The sequence below is a fragment of the uncultured Sunxiuqinia sp. genome, from assembly GCF_963974515.1.
Classification (GTDB): Bacteria; Bacteroidota; Bacteroidia; order Bacteroidales; family Prolixibacteraceae; genus Sunxiuqinia.
In genome coordinates this window covers 70,798-91,919 of sequence record NZ_CAXBDD010000003.1, presented here as the reverse complement: position 1 = coordinate 91,919, position 21,122 = coordinate 70,798, and the positions used below count along the sequence as shown (strand labels likewise).

19 protein-coding genes and 1 pseudogene are annotated in these 21,122 nt (G+C 42.8%); 9 read left to right on the top strand and 11 right to left on the bottom strand.

Going from position 1 to position 21,122, the window contains the following annotated elements; all coding sequences use genetic code 11:
* Positions 1 to 73: 73 nt before the first annotated feature.
* Positions 74 to 433 carry a NifB/NifX family molybdenum-iron cluster-binding protein gene (locus AAC033_RS01735; RefSeq protein WP_339734713.1) on the top strand — a complete coding sequence of 120 codons (360 nt, stop codon included), beginning with the start codon at positions 74 to 76 and terminating at the stop codon, positions 431 to 433.
* Here the strand turns inward: AAC033_RS01735 and AAC033_RS01730 are convergent.
* Together AAC033_RS01730 and AAC033_RS01725 are read right to left on the bottom strand one after the other, a co-directional pair.
* Positions 430 to 1,401 (bottom strand): tRNA-dihydrouridine synthase, encoded by a 972-nt coding sequence (locus AAC033_RS01730; protein WP_339734711.1) that lies wholly within the window; start codon positions 1,399 to 1,401, stop codon positions 430 to 432. The two genes, AAC033_RS01735 and AAC033_RS01730, sit on opposite strands and share 4 nt — an antisense overlap.
* Before the next feature lie 38 nt (positions 1,402 to 1,439).
* Positions 1,440 to 2,492, bottom strand: a complete 1,053-nt coding sequence (locus AAC033_RS01725; RefSeq protein ID WP_339734709.1) for a rhodanese-related sulfurtransferase — start codon at positions 2,490 to 2,492, stop codon at positions 1,440 to 1,442.
* A gap of 886 nt (positions 2,493 to 3,378) precedes the next feature.
* On the opposite strand from AAC033_RS01725, the gene AAC033_RS01720 reads away from it, so the two are divergent.
* On the top strand, positions 3,379 to 4,998 hold the full coding sequence (locus AAC033_RS01720; protein ID WP_339734707.1) for an ATP-binding protein: 1,620 nt from the start codon (positions 3,379 to 3,381) through the stop codon (positions 4,996 to 4,998).
* Positions 4,999 to 5,018: 20 nt separating this feature from the next.
* Here AAC033_RS01720 and AAC033_RS01715 read toward each other — a convergent pair whose 3' ends face one another.
* On the bottom strand, positions 5,019 to 6,257 hold the full coding sequence (locus AAC033_RS01715; protein ID WP_339734705.1) for an aminotransferase class I/II-fold pyridoxal phosphate-dependent enzyme: 1,239 nt from the start codon (positions 6,255 to 6,257) through the stop codon (positions 5,019 to 5,021).
* Positions 6,258 to 6,615: 358 nt separating this feature from the next.
* Between AAC033_RS01715 and AAC033_RS01710 the strand changes: the two genes are divergently transcribed.
* From AAC033_RS01710 to AAC033_RS01690, 5 genes and pseudogenes are all read left to right on the top strand, one after another.
* On the top strand, positions 6,616 to 7,272 hold the full coding sequence (locus AAC033_RS01710; protein ID WP_339734703.1) for a DUF4159 domain-containing protein: 657 nt from the start codon (positions 6,616 to 6,618) through the stop codon (positions 7,270 to 7,272).
* Between the two features lie 22 nt (positions 7,273 to 7,294).
* On the top strand, positions 7,295 to 7,870 hold the full coding sequence (locus AAC033_RS01705) for a flavodoxin family protein (RefSeq protein ID WP_339734701.1): 576 nt from the start codon (positions 7,295 to 7,297) through the stop codon (positions 7,868 to 7,870).
* A 47-nt stretch (positions 7,871 to 7,917) separates the two neighbouring features.
* Positions 7,918 to 8,154 (top strand): annotated as a pseudogene (locus tag AAC033_RS01700) (4a-hydroxytetrahydrobiopterin dehydratase); the annotation flags it as partial.
* A gap of 123 nt (positions 8,155 to 8,277) precedes the next feature.
* Positions 8,278 to 8,856 carry a hypothetical protein gene (locus tag AAC033_RS01695; protein WP_339734699.1) on the top strand — a complete coding sequence of 193 codons (579 nt, stop codon included), beginning with the start codon at positions 8,278 to 8,280 and terminating at the stop codon, positions 8,854 to 8,856.
* Positions 8,857 to 9,078: 222 nt separating this feature from the next.
* Complete coding sequence (locus AAC033_RS01690; RefSeq protein WP_339734697.1) at positions 9,079 to 9,330, top strand: hypothetical protein; 252 nt, start codon at positions 9,079 to 9,081, stop codon at positions 9,328 to 9,330.
* Positions 9,331 to 9,350: 20 nt separating this feature from the next.
* On the opposite strand, the gene AAC033_RS01685 is transcribed toward AAC033_RS01690, so the two are convergent.
* From AAC033_RS01685 to AAC033_RS01670, 4 genes are all read right to left on the bottom strand, one after another.
* On the bottom strand, positions 9,351 to 9,794 hold the full coding sequence (locus tag AAC033_RS01685; RefSeq protein WP_339734695.1) for a DUF4293 domain-containing protein: 444 nt from the start codon (positions 9,792 to 9,794) through the stop codon (positions 9,351 to 9,353).
* A gap of 299 nt (positions 9,795 to 10,093) precedes the next feature.
* On the bottom strand, positions 10,094 to 13,405 hold the full coding sequence (locus tag AAC033_RS01680) for a UvrD-helicase domain-containing protein (protein WP_339734693.1): 3,312 nt from the start codon (positions 13,403 to 13,405) through the stop codon (positions 10,094 to 10,096).
* Between the two features lie 83 nt (positions 13,406 to 13,488).
* Positions 13,489 to 14,475 carry an endonuclease/exonuclease/phosphatase family protein gene (locus AAC033_RS01675; protein WP_339734691.1) on the bottom strand — a complete coding sequence of 329 codons (987 nt, stop codon included), beginning with the start codon at positions 14,473 to 14,475 and terminating at the stop codon, positions 13,489 to 13,491.
* 128 nt (positions 14,476 to 14,603) lie between these two features.
* Positions 14,604 to 14,771 carry a YqaE/Pmp3 family membrane protein gene (locus tag AAC033_RS01670; RefSeq protein WP_339734689.1) on the bottom strand — a complete coding sequence of 56 codons (168 nt, stop codon included), beginning with the start codon at positions 14,769 to 14,771 and terminating at the stop codon, positions 14,604 to 14,606.
* A 261-nt stretch (positions 14,772 to 15,032) separates the two neighbouring features.
* Between AAC033_RS01670 and AAC033_RS01665 the strand changes: the two genes are divergently transcribed.
* Positions 15,033 to 15,992: an ATP-binding protein gene (locus tag AAC033_RS01665; RefSeq protein ID WP_339734687.1), complete on the top strand. Its 960-nt coding sequence runs from the start codon at positions 15,033 to 15,035 to the stop codon at positions 15,990 to 15,992.
* Positions 15,985 to 16,635 (top strand): response regulator transcription factor, encoded by a 651-nt coding sequence (locus AAC033_RS01660; RefSeq protein ID WP_339734685.1) that lies wholly within the window; start codon positions 15,985 to 15,987, stop codon positions 16,633 to 16,635. Before AAC033_RS01665 ends, AAC033_RS01660 begins: the two co-directional genes overlap by 8 nt.
* 248 nt (positions 16,636 to 16,883) lie before the next feature.
* On the opposite strand, the gene AAC033_RS01655 is transcribed toward AAC033_RS01660, so the two are convergent.
* The 4 genes from AAC033_RS01655 to AAC033_RS01640 all read right to left on the bottom strand — a co-directional run bounded on the left by AAC033_RS01655 (position 16,884) and on the right by AAC033_RS01640 (position 21,098).
* Positions 16,884 to 17,765 (bottom strand): fructosamine kinase family protein, encoded by an 882-nt coding sequence (locus AAC033_RS01655; protein ID WP_339734683.1) that lies wholly within the window; start codon positions 17,763 to 17,765, stop codon positions 16,884 to 16,886.
* A gap of 90 nt (positions 17,766 to 17,855) precedes the next feature.
* Positions 17,856 to 18,281, bottom strand: a complete 426-nt coding sequence (locus AAC033_RS01650) for a DUF5606 domain-containing protein (protein ID WP_339734681.1) — start codon at positions 18,279 to 18,281, stop codon at positions 17,856 to 17,858.
* A 101-nt stretch (positions 18,282 to 18,382) separates the two neighbouring features.
* Entirely contained in the window at positions 18,383 to 19,270 is an 888-nt protein-coding gene (locus AAC033_RS01645) for a hypothetical protein (RefSeq protein WP_339734679.1), read from the bottom strand.
* Positions 19,271 to 19,493: 223 nt separating this feature from the next.
* Positions 19,494 to 21,098, bottom strand: a complete 1,605-nt coding sequence (locus AAC033_RS01640) for a fumarate hydratase (RefSeq protein ID WP_339734677.1) — start codon at positions 21,096 to 21,098, stop codon at positions 19,494 to 19,496.
* Between the last annotated feature and the right edge of the window lie 24 nt (positions 21,099 to 21,122).

Genomic DNA, 21,122 nt, shown 5'->3' with positions numbered 1-21,122 from the left:
TTTAAGAGCATTTGTTCTTTATATTTGTATCGAAAATTGCACCAAAAATAAACAAAAATAAAATCAAAAAAAGATGAAAAAAATTGCCATACCCTCCAAAGCAGATCAAATTGACGAACATTTTGGTCATTGCGAATACTTTTCGGTCGTTGAATTGAATGACCAACTGCAAGTTACAAAACGGTACAAAATGGCTGCAGCAGAAAATTGCGGATGCAAAAGCAACCTGGCACAGGAGCTGGCAGCCAAAGGAATATCGGTTTTGTTGGCTGGCGGCATCGGACAAGGAGCCATCAACAAACTACAATCAGTAAATATTGAGGTTGTAGCGGGTTTTAGCGGATCAATTGAAGCCGCTATTGAACGTTGGAAGAACAAGGACTACCAGCCTGATAATTCCGTTTGCAGAGATCACGATTCGTGTTCGCACTAGCGTTCGGAAAAATCGACGGGGTAATTTTGCATTTGTATTAGCCGGTAAACATCGTCGAATGTGTTGGCATTCATGAGCTCTGCTCTTAAATGGGCAGCACCTTCAAATCCATTGGCGTAGATTTTATAAAAGCGTTTCAAAATATTGAAGTTTTTAATGCCTCCCCAATTCTTCTCAAAGAGTCGGGTGTGCCTAACCAGTTGCTCAAGTTTCTCGGCTTTATCTGGATTTTTGGGAATGGAATTGAAAAACCAGGGATTGTGAAAAATCCCTCGTCCGATCATAATGCCATCCACCCCATATTGCTGCGAATAGTCAGCCGACTGCCCATAAGATAGCACATCACCGTTTCCCAGAATCGGAATTTTAAGGCCCGACGCATCCCGCAACCCAACAGCTTTGGCGATTTCGCCCCAGTTGGCTTCGCCCTCCGATTGCTGTTTTTGAATGCGGCCGTGTAAAGTAATGGCCGCCGGCCTGGTTTCCAGCAGTTGGTTAATCCACCGCTCCGTATCGTGTTGCTTAACACCTGTCCTGGTTTTTACCGAAACTGGCAGATGCGTGGCTTCCTTTGAGGCCTGAATAATTTCCTGCGCCAAGGCCGGCTGATCGATCAAGGCACTACACGATCCTTGTTTTACCACATTTTTTACCGGGCAACCCATATTGATGTCGATGCCGTCAAACGCATACTCTTCGGTAATTTCTTTGGTAATCTTGTGGAACACCTCCGGCTTGTTTCCCCAAATCTGTGCCACCAGCCGAATCCCTTTTTCTTTCAGAAGTTGCCGTTCGGTCTCACTCACAATAAGCCGTTCCGCAACCCGCAGCTTGCCTTTGGGGTGGTTCATACCATCTACCGCTGTGAATTCGGTAAATAACACATGCAAACATCCGGTTTCTGAAATGCTGGCTACCAACTCACGAAAGGAAGTATCCGTCACATCCTCCATCGGTGCCAATGCCATGATCGGTTGTTTAATATCTTGCCAAAAATTACTCATTACTATGCCTTTGCTGCCTGACCATCGAGATTTAACTTATTATCGATGCTTTTCCGAAAGCTTTTTCGGTTGCCAAATTTACGCTTGAAAGTTTGAACATACAACAAGCGTTCCTCTTCGGAGGCGTGTAAAACCGTTTTACATTCGTTTGTACAGCATCCTTCAAATTCCTTCGCACATGCTTCACACTGGATAAAAAGGATGTGGCACAGATTGTTGGCGCAGTTGGTGTGCGTATCAGACTTCCGCCCACATTGGTGACAATGCGCAATCACTTCTCCATTGACGGTTTCACCCAGCCGCTCATCAAAAACAAAGTTTTTGCCAACAAACTTCGAGTTCAGGTTCAGCTTTTTAATTTGCCGGGCATATTCAATAATTCCGCCATGCAGTTGGTTGACATCATTAAACCCGTGATGCCTCAGATAGGCACTGGCTTTTTCGCAACGAATGCCTCCAGTGCAGTACAACAAAATTTTTCGATTTTTCTGGTCCTTCAGGTCATTGACGACAAGCTCAATTTCTTCACGAAAAGTATCGGCTTCGGGGCAAATAGCTCCTCTAAAGTGACCAATTTCGCTTTCGTAATGGTTTCGCATATCTATTAGCAGGCATTCCGGATCATCCACTAGGTCGTGGAATTCCGTCGCGGTTAAGTGTTTTCCGACATTGCTGGCGTCGAAGACGTTTTCATCTAATCCGTCCGCAACAATCTTTGGGCGTACTTTGATCGTCAACTTGTAAAATGATTTACCATCATCTTCAATCGCATATTTAATTGGTATCTCTTTCAACTCGGGTGCCTCGTTCAGCTGAGCCAAAAATGTTTCCAAATGGTGTTCAGGGACGCTCATTTGAGCGTTGATACCTTCGCGGGCAACATAAATTCGCCCCAGGCAACCCAAGGCGCTCCAGTCGTGGTACAGTTGATTTCGAAATTCCAGAGGTTCCTGAATCGACACATAACGATAAAATGAAATGGTTTTTCGTTTGAATGTCTCAGCCATCAAGCGCACTTTCAGCTCTTCTTTGTTGAATCGATTATACAATTGCATGTTCAGAAATTTGCTCGCAAAGATAAAAAAACTTCATGATTAGGAATAAAAGACCGTTTTGTCTTGTCAAGTTCACAGTTTTTCGATGACATTTCTGGAATATTGAAACATTTTCGATCAAATATGTTACAGTTTCAAATGTATTGTACAACATATTTACATTTTTTAACGTCTGATAAACAAATATTTATATCATGACCAAATTGCAGTATTTCCTATTCATTAAGAAATTTTAAGGTTTTTTTAATATTCAAATGAAATAGTTGCTATATTAGCAGAGCATTTGAAAACAACTACTTTTAAATGAAAGAATTATAGAATACCTTTTCTCTCTTTAAACCAATATTTATTTTCTGGTCTAACTAAACTAAATTATGAATTACGGGTTGCCATGACGATGGCAACCCGTTTTTTTTTGAGATGCTCCTTCTATAGCACTGCGATTCACGACCTGGTTGACATTGACATCATTTTTCAATCCTAAAAATTTCAAGATTCCATATTTCGAATTTGTCCATACTTCAACGAGTGCCAACTCAACGGCAAAAGTAATATCTTATCCGAAAGCTATTTAAACAAAAATCTCCCACTTTTAGACGTAATGTATTCTGAATTATTTATATTTGGAAAGCAGGGATTTGTAATTCCCCGCCAGTGCTTTCGGGTTGCGAGACTTTTTTTTGACTAGTCAACTTAATGAACGTCGTCAAAACCATTCTATTTGTGCCAGCTTGAGAAAAGCTAAGAGAGAGTTTAAAGAAATTTGATGTGCCCATATTAAGCGAAGGGCACAAAATAAAACGCCTGTTGTTAATTAAATTCAGCATAGGCGTAATTGTTTTTGCCATGTGGTAGATAAGGTAGTAGAATGCACAAATTTCAATGAATGGATAATATGCAAGAAAGTGATAGCGGATTTGTTAGACGAATGATTCGTTCTGCATCAGAAATTTCGTCAGGGCAATTATACAGCGACACGACTGAAATCGAAAAAATCAGCGTGCTTCATCTTGAAGACACACCGGAAGATTCCGATCTGATCCGGATGACCCTCAAAAGAGAGGGATGGAAAATCGATTATAGACGGGTAGATAATGAAAAGCACTTTTTGGAAGCGCTTAATCAGTTCAATTTTGATGTAATATTGGCCGATTATCATTTACCTGGATACAATGGGATTGAAGCGTTACAGGTTTGCTCCGAACATTATCCCGAAACACCTTTTATTATCGTTTCTGGTACATTAGGAGAGGAAATTGCCGTTGAAATGTTAAAATATGGAGCAACTGATTACCTCCTCAAACAAAACCTCCAGCGCTTATGCCCGGCTATTAAACAGGCACTTTTTGAAACGCACCTGAAACAGCAAAAAATCAAGGCGGAAGAAGAGCTCAAGCGAAGTGAGGAAAAGTACCGGAATATTTTTGAAAATATTCAGGATGTATTTTTTCAGATTGACAAAGCCGGTAAGCTTATGGAAATCAGCCCATCTATATCCCGCATGAATGGCCATTCGATCAATGAACTGATCAATTGCAGGGCGACGATTCTTTTTGAAGATCCGTCTATTTTCAATCATTTGATCGAACAGATTAAAAAAGATGGAGAGGTTTGGGATTTTGAGGCCAGGTTTACGACGAAAAGCGGCCCCCTGAAATTTGTTTCTATCAATGCACATCTGATCATCGGCAACGATAATGAATACGTCGGCTTTGAAGGCTCAATACGAGACATTGATGAGCGAAAAAAAGCTGAAAAAGAATTAATCAAGGCGAAGGAACAAGCAGAAGAAAGTGACCGCCTAAAATCAGCCTTTCTGGCCAATATTAGCCACGAAATCCGAACTCCAATGAACGGAATTTTAGGCTTTGCAAGTCTGTTAAAAGAACCTTTTCTGGATCACAAAATGCAACAACGTTATATTCGGATTATTGAAGAAAGCGGAGAACGTATGCTCAACCTGATCAATCAAATCATTGACATCTCAAAGATTGAATCCGGGCAGATGAAAGTCGACTTAACCAAGGTAAATATTAACATCGAAGTGGATAAGCTTTTCAATTTCTTTCTGCCGATGGCTCAACAAAAAGGTCTTCAATTCTTGTGCAAAAAGCCCTTTACCAACGTCCATCCGGTGATTCTGAGCGACCAGGAAAAAGTCCAGGCAGTACTCACCAATCTAATCAACAATGCAATCAAATATACCGAAACCGGAAAGGTAGAGTTTGGATATGAAATCCATGGTAGCACCCTTGAATTTTTCGTGAATGATACCGGAATTGGAATTGAGCCGAAAAAGCTGAACGCTATTTTCGATCGTTTTGTCCAAGCCGACACTTCGGTGTCAAAGGCCTACGAAGGAGCCGGACTGGGACTTTCCATTTCGAAAGCATACATTGAAATGCTTGGAGGAAAAATTCAGGTTTCATCGGCTAAAGGTGCAGGATCACGTTTCATATTCACCCTCCCCGACGCACAAGAAAGAAAAAAAGAAGTATCGGAATAATCCTTGCAACGCTGATGCGCCTAATCCAACGCCCCCAGAGCAGATTCAATGTCTTCAATCAAATCTGCAGCCGCTTCAATCCCCACTGACAATCGGACAGCCGTTGGACTGATTTTCATTGCCAGCCGTTCTTCCTCTGTAAATTCAGCATAAATGGTTGACCAAGGATGAATAATCAGCGATTTGTTGTCATTGAGGTTGGTGGCACGCCGAATTGTACGCAAATGATTCATAAACGTGAAACAGGCTGCTTCCGACTCCAGTTCAAAGGTTAGGATCGTTCCCGGTTTTCCTTCAAACTGCGTGACTGCCAGCTCGTATCCAGCCGAATCTTTTAAGCCGGGATAGGTTACGTTTGTTACCAATGAATGCTGAGACAGAAATTCGCCCAGTTTTAGACAGTTTTCATAAGAACGCTCGAAGCGAAGCTCAAGAATATCTAGTCCCATGATCTGGTAATGAGCTGTATGAGCTGACATAGCCCCGCCTGTATTTCGAAAATAGTTTTTACGCAGACGGGCAATAAAAGCATCTTTCTCAAACTTTATGCTGAAGGATTTCAGGTTGGGATTAAGCGACCAGTTGTAGCTCCCATGATCCAAAATGACACCACCAAATGAAGTCCCTCCCCCTGAAATATGTTTGGTCGTTGACATCACTTCGATATCAATGCCATGAAAACGACCATTGAAGATTACGGGTGGTGTAACCGTGCTGTCGGCAATCAAAACCAAATCGTATTTTCTGGCTATCGCAGCCAATTTTGAAATATCGGCAATCTCCAGTTGGGGATTTGTCACTGTTTCAAAATAAATCGCCCTGGTATTTTTATCTACCAGTTTCTCTACCGCATCAGCATCGGTGGTATCAACAAAGCGTGATTCAAGGCCATAATTACGTAAACTGTGGTCAAGCAAAGCATAGGAATGGGCAAACAAGTGATTTCCGGAGATAATGTTATCCCCACTTTTACAAATAGCTAAAATCGTATTGGAAATGGCAGCCATTCCGGAAGCAACGGCTAAGGCTTGGTGAGCACCGGTGAGCGCTTTCATTTTTTGCTCGAAGTACTCGACAGTAGGATTGCTCGACCGCGAATAAACATGAGCAGGCAGTCTGCCACTGAAGTTATCAACCATATCTTCGGCCGTTTCAAAATCATATGCAACCGATTCATAAACAGGCATATCCAACGCCCTGTGGGCATCAATTTTCGAAAAAGGAACATGAAGCGACCGGGTTGTAAAACTCTTTTTCATATGTTTATCGTTTCAAATTAACTGTGTATCATTTTTGTACTAAACTGCTTCTCATCGGCTTGCGGCAGCAATGCATGCAACTCGCACTTTAATCATCGTCTCTTGATTTCTGATTAAACCTACTCGCTACATCCTTTTCGCACTATTTAGCATTCGGCAAAGATAACAACTGGAATTTAAATCAGTTCTATAAAAATACCTTCGAATCTTATTTTATGCTCCATTCGATGTCGGCCTCCAACTGAATCGATTACTATGAGCTAAATTATTCATGATGTGCTTTATTCACTTTCTACTCGCCCTCCAACTGGCGATATTGCTCATTCTTGCTATCTTTGTTTTTTAAATAAAACCGGACATGAAAACAAGCTATGTCACCATTCTATTTTTGTTTCTTGCGCCTGTACTTTTCAGCCAAAACCCGAATTTAAAGGTGGCTTTGTTAAAGTACAATGGCGGCGGGGACTGGTATGCTGATCCAACGGCCTTGCCCAATCTCATTCGGTTTTGCAACCTGGAAATCAGCACCAACATTGATCCCAATCCGGCAACGGTTGAGCTTGGCAGCATCGAATTATTTAATTACCCGTTTGTCCACCTTACGGGACACGGCAACGTGATTTTCTCGAAAGAAGAGAGTCGGAATATGCGAGTCTATCTGGAAGCTGGCGGTTTTTTGTACATCGATGATAATTATGGATTGGACGAATATATCCGACGCGAAATAAAAAAAGTATTTCCCGACCAAGAGTTTGTGGAACTCCCACCCGACCATCCGATTTACAGGCAAAAATACCAGTTTGAAAATGGTCTGCCCAAAATTCATGAACATGACAATAAACGACCACAAGGTTTTGGCTTGTTTATTGAGGGGCGGTTGGCTTGTTTTTACACGTATGAATCAGATTTGAGTGACGGCTGGGAAGATCCTTCCGTGCATAACGATCCACCAGAAGTTAGAAAAAAAGCCCTTCAGATGGGGGCCAATCTGATTTCCTATGTTTTCAGCAACTAAAAATCAACGATAAAGCAACAACGTGAAAGTATTAGCAATAAACGCAAGTCCGCGTAAAAATGGCAACACCAAATTATTGATCGAACGGGTATTTCAGCCACTGCAGGCAGCCGGCATTGAAACGGAGCTTTACCAGCTTGGCGGGAAACAAGTGCATGGTTGCGCCGCTTGCGGCAAGTGCCGTGAAATAAAGAACGGGCGCTGTCATATTAAGAACGACGCCATTAACGAATGCATTGAAAAAATGCTCGAGGCTGATGGTATATTGCTGGGGTCCCCGGTATATTTCGCCGATGTAAATACCGAAATGAAGGCACTCATTGATGTAGCCGGGTATGTGACCCGCGGAAATGGTCATCTGCTAAAGAAAAAGGTTGGCGCTGGCGTGCTGGCCGTTCGACGTGGCGGACAACTCCATGCCTTTACCACGCTCAACAACTTCTTTCTGATTAGCCAAATGATCATACCTGGTTCAAGTTATTGGAATTTTGCAATTGGAGGTCCGCAAGGCGCTGTATTGCAAGACGAAGAAGGACTGGAGATTATGGATACACTGGGTGAGAATATGGCTTGGCTTTTAAAAAAATTAAAGGACTGAATTAAAATGAACTAAGCGACAATCAACTTGTTTTCAACAGTAAAACAAGTATTATGGATTGGAATAAAGAAACAGAGAAAATCACAAAAGAATTTACGTTCAAGGATTTTAAGGAAGCTTTGGCTTTTGTTAACAAAGTAGGCGAATTGGCAGAGAGTATGGATCATCATCCCGACATCCTGATTCATTCGTACAAAAAAGTGTCCATTAGCCTGACCTCACACAGCGATGGCAAAGTAACCGACAAAGACCACCAGCTGGCTTCGAAAATTGATAAAGTTTAACAGTACCACTTTAAAAAGGGATTTTCAACAACGGATGCATGAAAGACTTTTTATTGTTTGTGCTTCTGAAAAATGGCTCCAAATGCGTTTAAACACGGATTTGGAGTCACATAAAAACACTAAATGAAACTAATAAAAAAGTTTAAATTCCTTTTTAAAAACATACTGAAAGGGCTGCTTTGGTTAGCAATCCTTGCTGTTTTGTATTTGCTGGCTAAAGAGTATATTGTCAGCGACAATCAAGATATTTGGCTTGAAAGATTCTACAGCAGGCCGTTGCTCATCTATGGAATCTACATAGGATCCGAAATCTTTTTCGGTTTATTTCCGCCCGAAATTTTTATGTTGTGGGCGTATTTCAAAGGTGATACCTGGCATTACGTCTTCAACCTGATATTTTTTGCAGGTGTATCGTATGGTGCTGGCTACCTGGCCTTCTTAATAGGTCGTTATCTTCGAAAGGTGGTAATGTTTCGCTTTTTAGGTCGAAAGTTTTTCAGCAAATACTGGCCATTATTTCGAAAATACGGATCTTTTCTGATTATCACCGCAGCGCTTACCCCACTCCCTTGGTCACTGATCAGCATGCTTGTCGGAACCACAGAATATCCAATGAATAGATACCTGAACTTTGCCTTGTTCCGCCTTTTGAGGTTTGGAATTTACGGACTCATCATTTTTCAGTCCCACCAGTTTGGGTAAAATACTCAGTTTATGGCCGAAGAATTCATTCAGGAAAGCTGAATTGTTGCTTCGTCAATTTTTTCATGTGCGCGTCAAAACAAATCTGATAGTCTGCGGTTATTGCTCACCAAAAGAATTACGGCTGGCACAAACAACCCGTAAGATTGACGTATTTACCCCTTTCATTAAGTCATTCAGTGCGATATATTTGCATGAGTATCCTGCGAAACTGAAAATTATATGATTAAGTCAGATTCTGTTTTAGCTTCCAAGTTGGAAGTTTTGGTATTTCGAACGAACATCAACAATCAACTGAAAGTGGATTTAATCATTGACTTGCTTTCTAAAACAGAGGGAGTCCATTCCATTCACGTTGACCTGGAAGATTGGGAAAAAATTTTAAGGATCGAATGTCATCCGGGGATTGCCGCCAAAGACATTGAAATACAAATGGCCCGTTTGGGAGTTGATTGCTCCGAACTGGAAGAATAGCAATCCAGGAAACCTGCCAACTAACGAATCCGATCAATTGAGCGAATCAGTGCTTCGTCTTTTCCAATGTTACGAATGGCAAGGTAATCAAGAATGATGGCAATCAATGGAAATACAACCGCTATTTTAAAGCTCACTTCAAAACCTTTAAAACTGTAGAATGTAAAAAAATAAAACATTCCAAACAGACCCAGCATCAGCAGAATAGCAAAAACAAGAAGACGCATTTGCCGAATCCGTTTCTTATACATAAAAATGGCCGCGATGTGAATAATCAGAATGATTCCAACAAACAACATAATTGGAAGCCCGTTTTCAACCACCTCACCGTCATACAAGATTCCTTGGATATTGAACAGGTAAAACTTGTCGTTGGCAGCGATTTCGGCAAATGGCAGGGCAAATAAAAGTCCGATTACAATAGAAGCGATAAGTATATAGACCGTTTGAATGCGTTGAATCATAATGTTGAATTTTGTGACAAAATTACATTTTTGGGCAAATGTGGCAATAGTAAAAGGAGAAATGTTTTGATTTAACGCCACCTTCCAGTAAGTTGTTAGTCGCAGTCGCAGTTTCCAGTTTCGTCGAACCACTGGCACTCAGTGACCGCCGCATTGAATTCCATCTGCCAGCTGGCGGACAAATTCAAAAAAACAAACACATACTAAGGCGCGGGTTCGAGCATTCAGAATCCAACTCCGTTGGATGATTAGCAAGTTCTTGCGGACAAGGCACACAGCCACCGGTGCCTCAGAACTAATCATCCAACCTTTACACGTTTATTGGTTTGGGTGTACCAAATGTAGCCGGAAACATTCGGGTAGCCGCAGCGCTTCAACTCATTCACATAAGTTCGAACCTGGTAGTGATATTTGTCCAGTTCCATCTCGCCTGACTTATAATCCACCACAATCACTTCCTCGTCGTTCAGCATGATGCGGTCGGGACGTTTCAACTCTGTGCCAGTTAATATCGATCGCTCATTCAGTACCCGATAGCTCCCATCGAACCATAATTTAACTTCGGGGTCGGTGACCAACTCATGCAATTGCAGCTTCATTTGTTCTCCTTCAGCGGCCTGCACCACACCTTTAAACACCAGCTCACTGACAGCAAAGTCAACATCCGCTGCGGTTGAAATCCGGGCCAGTACTTCATGAAAAATCCGGCCTTTGTTTATTTTGGTTGAAGTCAACTGATCGGCTGCAAAAAAGTGCTCATTGCGTTTTCTCAGGTTCAGGCAATTATGAAAATCAGCGAAGCGAAATTCATTCAATACCAGTCCGTTTTCTTTCACTTTTTCTTTTTTCGATGAGACAGAAATTTCACCAAACGAAAAGCAGGAATTGTCTGAATCGTAGTAGTCCGACAATTTGCAAAAAAGCGAATCCGCTGCGTTTAAAGGCAAATGATCAGCCAGCTCCATGGCATTATGCAGTACGTCGGCCATATTTCCAAACTTGCCGGTTGTAACCGACCAGGTGAACAGAGCGGTGCGTGCCCGTGTAAAGGCCACATAAAGCATGTTCAGATTATCAATGTAATGACTTATCTTTTCCTGAAAATATTCCTGAAAGAAAATAGATTCGCCCATTCGTTTTTCAAATTTAACGGGTACCAGTTCCAGTTGGTCAAAAGGTGCCAACTTGGGTTGACACCATAGAATGGGTGCATGTTGCGCCGCTACATCTGTTTTCCAATCGCAAAAGGGAATAAACACATAATTATACTCCAGACCCTTGGCTTTGTGAATGGTTTGGATTCGGATGGCGTCCAGCTCTTCGGAAACAGCAACCGTTTTCTTATGTCCCTGTTCATCCCACCAGCCGAGGAAAGCCGCAATATCGGCCGTTCGGGTTACCATAAATTCGGCCACCTGGTCGATAAAGGCCTGTAAGTAAGCCAGCTCTTCATTCAGACTAAACAGGTTAAAGATTTCAGAAATTTTAAAGGCGATCTCCTGAATGTTTCGTCCGCCCAGCGTTTCTGAAAAATAGTCGCTGGATAAGAAGTCAGAAAGCACGTTGCTTTCATGCTTTCGTTTTTCAAACCAACTGGTTTTATCCGGTTTCTCATGCGCCTCAAATCCAAGGGTCAGTTGCGGAGAAGAAGAAATCGACAAATCGGGCACCTGGCCAATGCTTTTGAGCTGATCAAACAGCTCGTTGTAGTATAGATGATTCGCAAGCGCCAAGGCGACATCATCGTTCGGATCGGCAAGCAACTGGAGCAAAGCCAACACAAAACCCACGGCGGGCGAATTTTTAACAAACAGCGACTCGCTTGAAAGAATATTGAAATTGCAGTTCAAATCCGACTTCGATTTTTCCTGCAACAGCCGGTCTGCAACCAACTTGGCTTCATCCTTTTTACGCACCAAAACGGCTATTTCCCGCCCCTTCGCACCAATGTTTTGCACCTCCCGGATCCGTTCCACCAGCTCATCCAAAATTGTTTCAAGCAATTCCTCTTTCTCTTGATCTTTGGGCTTATTAAAGAAACGCATGCGAACGGCACCCTCATTATTCAGCTTGACATTGGCTATTTCTTGCAGGCTTTCGCCATACAGCAACTCAATTTGCCTGGCCATTTCGGTATCTTTAAGCCGGTTCTCTTCCAACTCACTATTAATGTTTTGCTGAAATAACTTCGGCAAAATCTGGAAGATACTGTTGTTGAACCGAATGACATTGCCGGTACTTCGCCAGTTTTTCTGAAGAGTCTCCTCCTCCACTCCATTGGCTGGAAACTGCTTCCCAACCTGGCTTGCCAGCAAATTCCAGTCACCATTTCGCCAACGGTAAATAGCTTGTTTCACATCACCCACCACCATTCCCAGATGGTCTTCTGACAGTGCGTTGGTGATCAGTGGCCTAAAATTGCCCCACTGCAAGCCTGACGTATCCTGAAATTCATCGATCATAAAATGATTGTAAAAAACACCCGTCTTTTCGTAGATAAACGGTGCGTCCGAATCGTCAATGATTTTTTTTAGCAAAGTGCCCGACTCGGAAATGAGCACCACGCCCTTTTCCTGCGTCACCTTGCGCACCATGGACTGCAAATCGACCAAAATTCCCAGCGTATAAAGCTGGCTGGTAATGAGCTTGGCACTGTTATATTCATGCAGTTTTTTAAAATAGAAAGTTACGGCTTCCTGCAGAAGTGGTTGGAGGGCCGCCACAGCTTCCTTCACATTAACCTTCGAGGTTTGCGTGGTCCACACTTCGGGATCGTCAGCCGCTTCAACCACGCGTTTTCCCGGCCAGGTATCAAGGTTGAAATCGGCCAACCGCTGAAATGAAGTGGACGCTCCGCTTTTTTTGTATTTGAAATCATCGACCGAAACCCCGTGTTGCTGCATTGCCTGTAAACCAGCGCGGCCAATTTTCTTCAGGGTACTTTCAAACTGAAAAATCAGGCTGTTTAATGTCTTTTTATAGTTGGTGATAAACTGTTTGTTGTTGATCTTTTCATGCAGGGTTTGATTGAGTGCTTTAAACGTCTCGTCGTAAATCTGTACGCCAAGCTTCAGAATATCGTTCTTTAGGTTCCAGCCACCACCTTCCCGTATCTTTTCATTGGCAAACGTTTTAAGCCATTCCAGCAACTCCGGATTGTCTTCAATAGATAACAACAATTCATCCACCGCTTCTTCCAAAATCAGGTTGTCTTCCAGGTCCACTTGGTAAGCGGCATTGATTCCCAGTTCGCGGTTAAAGGATTTGATGACCCGCTGAAAAAAGCTGTCGATGGTGCTGATTGAAAAACGGGAATAATCATGCAGAATCCTTTTTAGGCTTTTTCTGGCCCGGTCAGCAATCTCCACAGCACTCAGCTTCATTTCATCCATGAGGATGGGCAAATAAGCCGAAGACTGCTCTTTAGCCAGCACGTACAATTCTTCAATCACCCGCTCTTTCATTTCGGTGGTTGCCTTATTGGTGAAGGTTACCGCCAGAATATTTTTGTAATTCCATTCATTCGCCAAGGCGATTTTCAGGTACTCCAGTGCCAGACGAAAGGTCTTTCCCGAACCGGCCGAAGCTTTGTATATTTTGAGTTTTGACATGCGTTTATGCTAAGAGGTCGATTGAAAATTGAATCCGGCCTTCAACCGGTGCTGAGACAAAATTACACGATTAATGAGAAGATTCAAGGATTCGGAATAATTCTCATGTCATTTTCGGGATCAGCCAAATGCTGATATTTTCTAGGATTCGCATCCCGTATCTTTTCGTTAGCTTCCTGGTCTTCTTGCCGATCTGCCTGCGGCTCTTCATCCAAGTGACTTGAAGCTGGTTCAAAATGAAGCTTGACATACATGGGAAAATGATCGGACCCAACTGACCTCAAGCGTTTAATTTGAATCAACTTAAAATCGGACGAATGAAAAATATGATCCAGTGGCCAGCGCATCAGCGCGTAATTGGCATGGAAAGTATTGAAAAAACCTCTGCCAACACGGGGATCCAACAGCTGGCTAACTTTCTGAAACAAGCGGGTAGATTTAGACCAGGCTACATCGTTAAAATCGCCGAAAACCATCGCAGGCTTACGGTCCTTTTCAATTTTCTTCCCAATCAGCAGCAGTTCGCCATCGCGATTGGTAGAGGTATCACTTTCGGTTGGAAACGGAGGTTTGGGATGCAAACAGTAAATTTGAATGAACTGGCCCGACCGCAGCTTAACCTGTGCCTCAATGGAAGGAATATCTTCTTCAATCAGGTAATTTATTTTCGCATCTTTCAGCTCCAGTTTGGAGTATAAAATCATGCCATACAAATTATCCAAGGTTTTTTTCACGGTGTGTATATAGTCCTTTTCAATGGGGCACATATGCTTCTCCCACCAATCGTCTGTTTCAACGGTGAGCAACATATCAGGCTTCATTTTTTCAATAAGCTTGAGTAATTTCAACGCATTTTGGTTGGTTTGAAGCACATTACTCACCATCAATGAAACAGATTGGGACTCATTATTTCCGTGATAATCCATGACCTGCTTCGGCCAAAAGATGGTGTAGCGAATGATTTTTTCCAATTGATATGCGATGCTTAAAATCAACAAGCCACTGATTGATATCTGCCACACGTTATCAAAACGATAAAAAGTCAGACTCACAATTAAAATTACCAGCATCGCTGAGGTGATCTGCAGACGTGGGAAATCAGTTAGCCGAATCCACCAAGCCGTCCATTTCAAATGAGAAGCAATTGTGGCCACTACAAAAAGCGCTGCCAAGGACAACAATATGATTTGGGAACCACTCACGCCTGATCATGCTTGGCAATGATCCATACGGCATGCACGATTCCCGGAATAAAGCCAAGTAGGGTGAGTAAAATATTCAACCAAAATGCACCTTTCAACCCAACGGTGAGAAAAACGCCTAGGGGAGGAAGAATAATAGCAAAAATTATACGAAGAATGCTCATAATTTCAGAATTAGTGATTTGCGAATTATTTACCGGTCAAAATACAATTTTTTTCTTTAAGCCGATGAGGTATTTCAAGGATTCATTTTCGGTCAGGCGCACCAACCCCCGCATTGTCTGGCTTCATTTTATTCGCTTATGAAAACGGGTAGAAGGTCGCACTTACGAGGGAAACGATAAAATAGCAGTGCTCGTGGTTCCTTAGTTTGAAAAGCCCGCAGGCAATCGTACATTTGCAGAAAGCGATTAATTACTCCGGATATGGTACTTCAGGTTCTATTGGCAATTTCCATTGTGCTGCAAATTTTTGCTGTTGGCGTAGCTATTAAGCTGACCCGGGTGACGAAGTACAATTTTTCATGGATTTTACTGACCATTGGCTTTATTTTCATGGCCGTCAGCCGAATGCTCGAATTTCTGCCTTACATCAGTAATTTTGAGCCTCAGGAACTGGGTGAAGTGGCCGTTTGGTTTGGAGTGGTCATTTCCCTCTCTTTCGCTATTGGCGTGTTTATGATTCAGCGTATTTTTAAATACATGAAACGGGTGGAAGATTCGCGTCGCCTTACGGAGAAGATGTTTCTGAATGCCATCATTCAAACCGAAGAAAAAGAACGCAAGCGGTTTGCCAAAGATCTGCACGACGGACTTGGGCCACTGCTCTCAACCGTAAAGATGTCGGTCTCTTCGCTGGCCCAGCTGGAGCATGATCAGGCTTCGAAAGAAATTGTAGACAACACCGAAATGGTGATCAATGAGGCTATCAAATCGCTGAAAGAAATATCGGATAATCTGAGTCCTCATGTACTCAACAACTTTGGTTTGTTGCGAGCTTTGCGCAACTTCAGCAATAAAATTAATGCCACCCGGGCTATCCACATTGAACTCGAATCAAATCTGGGAAATGAGCGTTTCAGCAATAATATTGAAGTGGTTTTGTATCGTGTGGTTTGCGAGCTGATCAACAACACGATCAAACATGCTCAAGCAAAGACCATTTCTATTCAACTGCAAAAGGAAGCCAGTGATCTTTTGATATCATATCAGGATGACGGGATCGGTTTTGACATGGAAAAGCTGGAGGAACAACCCTTGGTGGGCGGTATGGGCTTTTCAAATATTTATTCGCGTATCAATTCCCTAAAAGGCGAAATATCGCTTAAAAGCAAAACCGGGGAGGGAACACAGGTTTACATTAAAGTAAAAACAACCGATGAGTAAAGCACCGTATAGAATCATGTTGGTCGACGACCATACTTTATTTCGCAACGGCTTGCGAATATTGTTGAATAATTTGAATGAATACAAAGTGACTGCTGAAGCAGCAAACGGCCGGGAGTTTATCGATTTGCTCGAATCGCACGTTCCTGATTTGGTTTTGCTCGACATCGACATGCCGGTGATGGATGGAATTGATGCAGCCCGGTTGGCGCTCGAAAAATTGCCTGATCTGAAAATCATTACGCTGTCGATGTATGGCGAAGAAGATTATTACTACAAGATGGTTGATGCCGGCGTAAAGGGGTTTTTGCTGAAAAACTCCGATATCAACGAAGTGAAAGCAGCTTTGCAAACTGTACTGGAAGGTGGTACCTATTTTTCGTCCGAACTACTGAAAAACCTTGTCAACAGCCTTCGCTCCAAATCACAACACCACGAAAAACAAAACGTACTTTCGGAACGCGAAACGGAAATTTTGATCTTGATATGCCAGGGTTTTTCGAACCAGGAGATTGCTGATCAACTCTACATTTCGAAACGAACGGTAGATAAACACCGCTCCAATATTCTGGAAAAAAGCGAAAGCAAAAATACCGCACAACTGGTGATGTACGCCATAAAAAACCAGTTGGTGGAGATTTGAATGTTGGTGATTGGATAATTGGTGATTTGCTGGATGTAGGATGGAATTTGGAAATTAGACCCTGGAATTTATTCGTAAGCAATTGATTCCGGCGTGCATCGGACGCCGCTGGTGCCTTAGCCGAAAAGCATTATCCTTCATTTGACCGCCTTGGAACTCATCCATATGAGTTTGGGAAGCGTTTGTAGGAGCTTGTGAATCATCCGCAAGAACTTGCGAAGCTATTGGTGTTGTCGGATTTTCCCGATTTATAAATACCGTTGGGCCATGCTAAGGGCTTGACTTCCGTAGGATCCGCCAAACAGGAAATAGTGATTCAGCACATGGTAAATCTGGTAAAGCTGAATGCGTTCTTCCCATCCAGCTTGCAATGGAAACTCATTTTGGTAGGCGCGCCAGGTTGTTGGCGAAAATCCGCCAAACATGGTCATCATTGAAAGCTCCATTTCCCGATCGGCATAATAACTTGCCGGATCAATCAGGGCCGGCCCTTGCGTAGTGTACAGATAATTTCCGGACCAAAGGTCGCCATGAATCAGCGAGGCCTCCGGATTTGAAGGAATCAGATTAGGCAAACGGTCAACCAGCTTGCTGTAAGTTTCTCTTTCGGTTGATGTAAGTGATCGGGTCTGGCTTATTTTCTCAACCAGAAAGCAAATTCGTTGTTGTCCGAAAAAATCAATCCAATCCGGATTCCAACGGTTGTCTTGTTCTGTCGATCCGCAATAGTTGTTGTGATGAAAGCCGAAAGCATCGTTTGTTTTTCGATGGAGGCGTGCCAGTCCAATTCCAAGTTTTTCATCTTCGGCAGCCGTATGGCCCGAGGAGAGGAATTCGAGCAACAGATAGCCGGGCAGGTCTGACGCTTGATTGGCGAGGATTGCTTTGGGGATCCGCAAACCTGACTGGTTACCTGTCCCTAATTCGTTGAGTGATTCGGCTTCGCGCACAAACAAATCATCGGGAGTATTGGTGTTCCATTTCAAAAAGAAAACGCCGTGGTTGGTCTCCAGTTTCAGACTGTGGCTGATACAACCGCCTCCAACCGATTGCTTATTATTAATGACCAACTTTTCCGAAAATTCGGATTCGTATTTTTTGATGATCTCGCTGATAATTTGTTGTTCCATAACATCAAATTTCAGCATAATAAAAAAAAGTAGCAAATCTGCTTCAAAGCATGATTTGCTACTTCCATATTTCGAACGTCAATAAAAACCTTAAGCCTCGGACTCTGATTCCATGTTACCATCAGTTTCCGATTCTTCGTCAAAATTCAGAAGTTCTTTGCTTTGCAGTAAGTTATACCACTGAATTACTTTTTTCATATCTGAAACGTACACACGATCCTTGTCGTATTCCGGCAAGACTTCTTCAAAATAGGTTTTCAGCTCATTGCCAGAACCTTTTATTGTTGCCTGGCCTCCGTTCTCTTTTTCTGAAATGGATTTAAGAACCTCTTTCAATGGCACTTCGCTAGTTGTGGTAAAGATTGCAATATCTTCCAATGCACTGATTTTTGAAGTGGAGTAAGCCGGCATTCTCTTTCCGGTAACAAGCGACTCAACAATGATACTATTCTTTGCTTCGGCTACCAGCTTAAATAACCCTGGCTGGCCTGATATCGACATAATTCCTTTCAACATAAATTCTAATTTTTTATCCCGGCGAAGATACTATTTTCAGCTGATTCGTCCTAAACAACATTAACAGATTTATTTCCGATTTGGCCTTATTGGCTACTGGCTTACTCCAGATATTTGCGATAATAGTTGGCTGTGTCCGGATCTTCAAAGCGGTTGTAAATATTGACCAAATAAGCTGCATATCGAGGGTTTTGATCAATTTCCCATAAGGGTTTAAAATACTCCAATGCCTTTCGAAAATCGGCAGTCACAGTTTTCAGCTCCTGAGTCAGCTTAATGTGCTGAACCCGTGTTCTGTTTGCTTCGTACTTTTTCATTTCGCGTTGATAGCGTTCTTCGGCTTGGTTATAATATTTTATCCCCAACCATTCCAAGGCTGGGATATTTTTTGGATTAATCTCCACAAGTGCTTCCGCAATTGAATCACTCACTGATTCATTATCGAGCCGTCGCTGAATAGCGAAATAGTTGGCAAGATTTTCTTCTTCCTGACGATCTTCCTGCCGCATCTGAGGCCAAAGCTCCAAGGCTTTTTTCTCGTCCTTAATTTGGGCATAGATCTGAAATAAACGGCTATTGACCCCTTCCAAGTCCGTTTTGTCCTGATAATTGCGATGGTAAAATTCCAGGGCTTCCAGCTCTTTTTGCAGATCTCCTTTCTCCTTGTAAATGTTGGCCAAATCGAGGTACATGCCGGCATCAGCATAATTTCCATATTCAGCCTGTTGAAACCAATCCAGCGCCAAATCGGCTTGGTTGGCGCGAAAAGCCATTTTACCGGCCTGGGCATAATGCTCCGGAGCAATTTCATTTTCTTCAAGCAATTGCTGCTCAAAGAACAATCGCCAATTTGCGGTTGCCGCTTCGAAATTTCCTTCGGCTACGGCCTGTTCCGCAAGATTCTGGTATGATGTTGTTACTTTTGGGGCACCACATCCTGCCACAAGCATGGCTATTATCACGATTAAACCAATTGTTGTATATCTCATAATTCTCAATGTTTTTATACGAGTTATTGCAAATACAAATGTTATACCACCAACGTTGACTCAAGTTGTTCTTGCTCTTCAAACAGCCTGCCGAATTTGCTTTTCCGGAATTCGTGCAGGTGAGTGTTTCTATTTGATAAGGCCAAAAATAAAGGGCGTTCCAGCACTTTGGAATGCCCTTTCATAAAATCTTCTCCTATTAGAAAGATCAAATTTGACCGACTTAAATCTGTTTGAAAAAATCATTTCCTTTATCATCAACAATGATGAATGCGGGAAAATTCTCCACACGTATCTTTCGGATAGCCTCCATTCCCAGTTCCTCAAAATCTACAACTTCAACCGATTTAATGTTGCTTTTTGCAAGAATTGCTGCCGGGCCACCGATCGATCCCAGGTAAAAACCTCCATACTTTTGACAGGCATCGGTTACTTGTTGCGAGCGGTTACCTTTGGCCAGCATAATCATAGAGCCCCCAAGACTCTGAAACAAATCGACATACGGATCCATTCGGCCGGCGGTTGTGGGACCAAAACTTCCGGAAGCCATACCTACAGGTGTTTTCGCAGGTCCGGCATAGTACACCGGATGCTTCTTTAAATAATCCGGCATCTCCTGCCCTTCATCAATCATTTGTTTCAAGCGGGCATGAGCCATATCGCGGGCAACAATTAGCGTTCCTTTCAGGTTCAGGCGAGTTTTAATCGGATACTTGCTCAATTCGGCCAACACTTCCTCCATCGGGCGATCCAGGTCGATATCGACGGCCGGGGCCAATTCCGGTGCTTGCTCGGGCAGGTATTTGGCCGGATCTTTTTCGAGCTGCTCCACGAAAATACCTTCTTCAGTAATTTTCGCCTTGATGTTACGGTCGGCACTGCAGCTGACGCCCAGGCCCACCGGACAAGAAGCGGCGTGACGCGGCAAACGGATGACACGAACATCATGTACAAAATATTTGCCTCCAAATTGGGCACCGATCTCACTTTCCTGGCAAATCTGCTGCACTTTTTCTTCCCATTCTAAATCGCGAAATGCCTGACCACCTTCATTGCCTTCGGTTGGCAAATGGTCGTAGTAACCAGCCGAAGCCTTTTTCACCGTAGCCAAAGTGGCTTCAGCCGAAGTTCCTCCAATAACCAATGCTAAATGATATGGAGGACAGGCAGAAGTTCCCAAATCTTTGATTTTTTCTTTGACAAAATTGGCCAGGTTTACTTCATTCAGCAACGACTTGGTTTGCTGATACAAGAAGGTTTTATTACCTGAGCCACCGCCTTTGGTGACAAATAAGAATTCGTACGTGTTACCCTTTTCAGCATAAATATCAATTTGTGCAGGTAGATTATTGCCCGTATTCTTTTCTTCGAACATCGAGAATGGCACCACCTGCGAATAGCGTAAATTACGATTCAGGTAAGTATCAAAAATTCCCTTCGACAAATGTTCTGCGTCGGTTGCGCCAGTGTATACATCTTCGCCTTTTTTTGCCACAACAATAGCGGTTCCGGTGTCCTGGCAGGTTGGCAACTCACCTTCGGCAGAAACAACCTGGTTCATTAACATCGTGTGAGCTACAAAACGATCATTGTCCGATGCTTCGTCATCTGTCAGAATATGCTTCAACTTTTCGAGGTGCGTTGGACGCAGGTAGAACGAAACATCAGCAAAAGCTTCCCTGGCAAGGTATTCCAAGCCTTTCGGATCAACTTTCAAAATTTTCCGGCCATCTGCTTCAACAATCGATACATAGTCGTTGGTTAATAATCGGTAAGGAGTGGTGTCTTTTAAGATAGGAAACGGTTTTTGATACTTAAATTCAGACATAGCTTATTATTATTCAAAAGATTA

Bases quoted from the DNA above. Each gene is read 5' to 3' on its own strand.
- AAC033_RS01735 (WP_339734713.1), top strand. From the start codon at position 74: ATGAAAAAAATTGCCATACCCTCCAAAGCAGATCAAATTGACGAACAT.
- AAC033_RS01730 (WP_339734711.1), bottom strand. From the start codon at position 1,401: ATGGCATTGGCACCGATGGAGGATGTGACGGATACTTCCTTTCGTGAG.
- AAC033_RS01725 (WP_339734709.1), bottom strand. From the start codon at position 2,492: ATGCAATTGTATAATCGATTCAACAAAGAAGAGCTGAAAGTGCGCTTG.
- AAC033_RS01720 (WP_339734707.1), top strand. From the start codon at position 3,379: ATGGATAATATGCAAGAAAGTGATAGCGGATTTGTTAGACGAATGATT.
- AAC033_RS01715 (WP_339734705.1), bottom strand. From the start codon at position 6,257: ATGAAAAAGAGTTTTACAACCCGGTCGCTTCATGTTCCTTTTTCGAAA.
- AAC033_RS01710 (WP_339734703.1), top strand. From the start codon at position 6,616: ATGAAAACAAGCTATGTCACCATTCTATTTTTGTTTCTTGCGCCTGTA.
- AAC033_RS01695 (WP_339734699.1), top strand. From the start codon at position 8,278: ATGAAACTAATAAAAAAGTTTAAATTCCTTTTTAAAAACATACTGAAA.
- AAC033_RS01690 (WP_339734697.1), top strand. From the start codon at position 9,079: ATGATTAAGTCAGATTCTGTTTTAGCTTCCAAGTTGGAAGTTTTGGTA.
- AAC033_RS01685 (WP_339734695.1), bottom strand. From the start codon at position 9,794: ATGATTCAACGCATTCAAACGGTCTATATACTTATCGCTTCTATTGTA.
- AAC033_RS01680 (WP_339734693.1), bottom strand. From the start codon at position 13,405: ATGTCAAAACTCAAAATATACAAAGCTTCGGCCGGTTCGGGAAAGACC.
- AAC033_RS01675 (WP_339734691.1), bottom strand. From the start codon at position 14,475: ATGCTGGTAATTTTAATTGTGAGTCTGACTTTTTATCGTTTTGATAAC.
- AAC033_RS01670 (WP_339734689.1), bottom strand. From the start codon at position 14,771: ATGAGCATTCTTCGTATAATTTTTGCTATTATTCTTCCTCCCCTAGGC.
- AAC033_RS01665 (WP_339734687.1), top strand. From the start codon at position 15,033: ATGGTACTTCAGGTTCTATTGGCAATTTCCATTGTGCTGCAAATTTTT.
- AAC033_RS01660 (WP_339734685.1), top strand. From the start codon at position 15,985: ATGAGTAAAGCACCGTATAGAATCATGTTGGTCGACGACCATACTTTA.
- AAC033_RS01655 (WP_339734683.1), bottom strand. From the start codon at position 17,765: ATGGAACAACAAATTATCAGCGAGATCATCAAAAAATACGAATCCGAA.
- AAC033_RS01650 (WP_339734681.1), bottom strand. From the start codon at position 18,281: ATGTTGAAAGGAATTATGTCGATATCAGGCCAGCCAGGGTTATTTAAG.
- AAC033_RS01645 (WP_339734679.1), bottom strand. From the start codon at position 19,270: ATGAGATATACAACAATTGGTTTAATCGTGATAATAGCCATGCTTGTG.
- AAC033_RS01640 (WP_339734677.1), bottom strand. From the start codon at position 21,098: ATGTCTGAATTTAAGTATCAAAAACCGTTTCCTATCTTAAAAGACACC.